The sequence below is a fragment of the Bradyrhizobium sp. Crot121 genome, assembly GCF_059512385.1.
In genome coordinates this window covers 1-1,653 of the sequence record NZ_JCAMOR010000230.1, presented here as the reverse complement: position 1 = coordinate 1,653, position 1,653 = coordinate 1, and the positions used below count along the sequence as shown (strand labels likewise).

Annotated in this window: 2 protein-coding genes and 1 pseudogene; 2 read left to right on the top strand and 1 reads right to left on the bottom strand. The window is 57.2% G+C overall.

From position 1 onward, the window contains the following. Together AC5ZGW_RS46200 and AC5ZGW_RS46195 are read left to right on the top strand one after the other, a co-directional pair. Positions 1-276: pseudogene (locus tag AC5ZGW_RS46200) on the top strand (hypothetical protein); the annotation flags it as partial. A gap of 123 nt (positions 277-399) precedes the next feature. Beyond that, entirely contained in the window at positions 400-579 is a 180-nt protein-coding gene (locus tag AC5ZGW_RS46195) for a transcriptional repressor TraM (protein ID WP_130231922.1), read from the top strand. Positions 580-587: 8 nt separating this feature from the next. Here AC5ZGW_RS46195 and AC5ZGW_RS46190 read toward each other — a convergent pair whose 3' ends face one another. Next, a complete protein-coding gene (locus tag AC5ZGW_RS46190) occupies positions 588-1,298 on the bottom strand; it encodes an autoinducer binding domain-containing protein (protein WP_130231924.1) in 711 nt (236 codons plus the stop codon). Positions 1,299-1,653: the final 355 nt, after the last annotated feature.

The window sequence follows — 1,653 nt, the reverse complement described above, 5'->3', positions numbered from 1 at the left end:
CAATCACCCCGATCGGGCAATCCAAAGCATTCCGCGCAAGTCAAGGCCGGGCACGGCGATCCTCTCGTGACGCTCACGATTTCTCTGCAGTTCAACCTGGAGAAGCGGCTGTCTGACGCTGAGCTGCCGATTGCGGGACTATTTCTCTGGGCGCTTGCGCATGGTCTTGAACTGCTACTCATTGATGGTGAAGTCGTGCCAGATGAATACCGCAAAGACATAGTTCATCGGGTTCTCCAGCTTGCTGGGACCGGTCTCGACGGCGCTCGGGCGTGAAGGTCTCGCTCGAATCCTTAAGGTCATGGGGGCCGACTTTGCTCGATTTTCCACCTCGGCTTGGGGTCAAAGGATATTTGTTGGCCCGGGCGCACCGCGGACGCCGTGCACAGAATTGGAACAATGGGTATTTCTGGAGAAGATCGCACGGGAGAAGCGCAGACAGCCTTGCGACCGATCGTCGGACTGACAGCGAACCTTCCGAAAGACATCCTCGAAACGATTGTCGTCGAGGCAATCCACAAGCATCGCCTCCTTCGCGACATTGCCGAGTTATACGTACCGACTATGCCGGCCGATTGAGGATGCGGTCAGATCAGGCCGAGCTTCGTCGCGAGTGCCGTGGCTTGGGCGAGACTTCCCGCATCGAGCACCTTGCGGGCGTTGTTGAGATGAAAATTCACGGTCGCGAACGACATGTTTTCGAGGCTGGCGATCGACTTCATCGGCTTTCCCTCAGCCGACCATTTGAGGCAGAGGGTCTGCTTGGCCGTCAGCTCGAAAGTTGGCTGCGCGGTCGGCTTCACATTGTGTGCTTCAAGCTTGGCATGCAGGAACGCGACCGCCGTGACGGCGGCGATCTGATCGATATCCTTATCGAGGGTCAAGGACGGTTTGCTCGATGCGAGCGTCAGCATTGACATGTGCCGGCAGGCGGTCCGTATCGGGATGCTGATACCCGATCTGATCCCGAAGTCGCCGGCCTCGGAATAGAAGCGCCGAACCTCCTTCGTTTCCGAATGGCGGGAGCCTCCGGAGCACCAGGTGAATGCGCGCAAAGTCGTGCTGGCGGTTTTTACGACCGGATCAATCGTCGTGTAGTCGCTGTCGAAATAGTGCTTCAGCCACTTCGGCGAATAATTCGAGTAGGCATAAGTTCTGGATGGCTGGATGTAGAGATAGGCGTAGCAGTCAAAGCCCAATTCCTCCACGAGATCCGGCAGCGCTTCCCTCAGAACTTCCTGCGTTCTCGCGGCAGAAGTGACGTCCGTCAGTCTCTGAAACCAGGTTTTTAGGTCCATTCTCCTCGTATCCATTGTTTCTCTGAAGACTTCTTTCCGGCGGCGAGCACCCGGCTCGATTCGGCGCAGGACGCAGTGATGGTGAGATTGAGGTCGGGTGGCGGTGCCGGCTGTGAACGGTAAAAGCTGGCGATCTTCCCATGCCCTACAACGATTTTCGCCGCGCCGCTTCTTGTGTGCACATTGTCGCGAGGGTTCCACGTGAAGCGCTACGCGGTTCGGTTCACCGCGAGATCCTCGCGACACATCGCGGACAGAAAGATTACTCATAGGTCAGCAATATAGGCGACATCTGGATGCTTGAAGAAGGAACGCACCAAAGCTGGTCTGTTGCCGATGTCGGCGAGCTGGGTGC

What these genes read in the sequence shown, in the direction of transcription:
- AC5ZGW_RS46195 (WP_130231922.1), top strand. Translation starts at nt 400, where the DNA reads ATGGGTATTTCTGGAGAAGATCGCACGGGAGAAGCGCAGACAGCCTTG.
- AC5ZGW_RS46190 (WP_130231924.1), bottom strand. Translation starts at nt 1,298, where the DNA reads ATGGACCTAAAAACCTGGTTTCAGAGACTGACGGACGTCACTTCTGCC.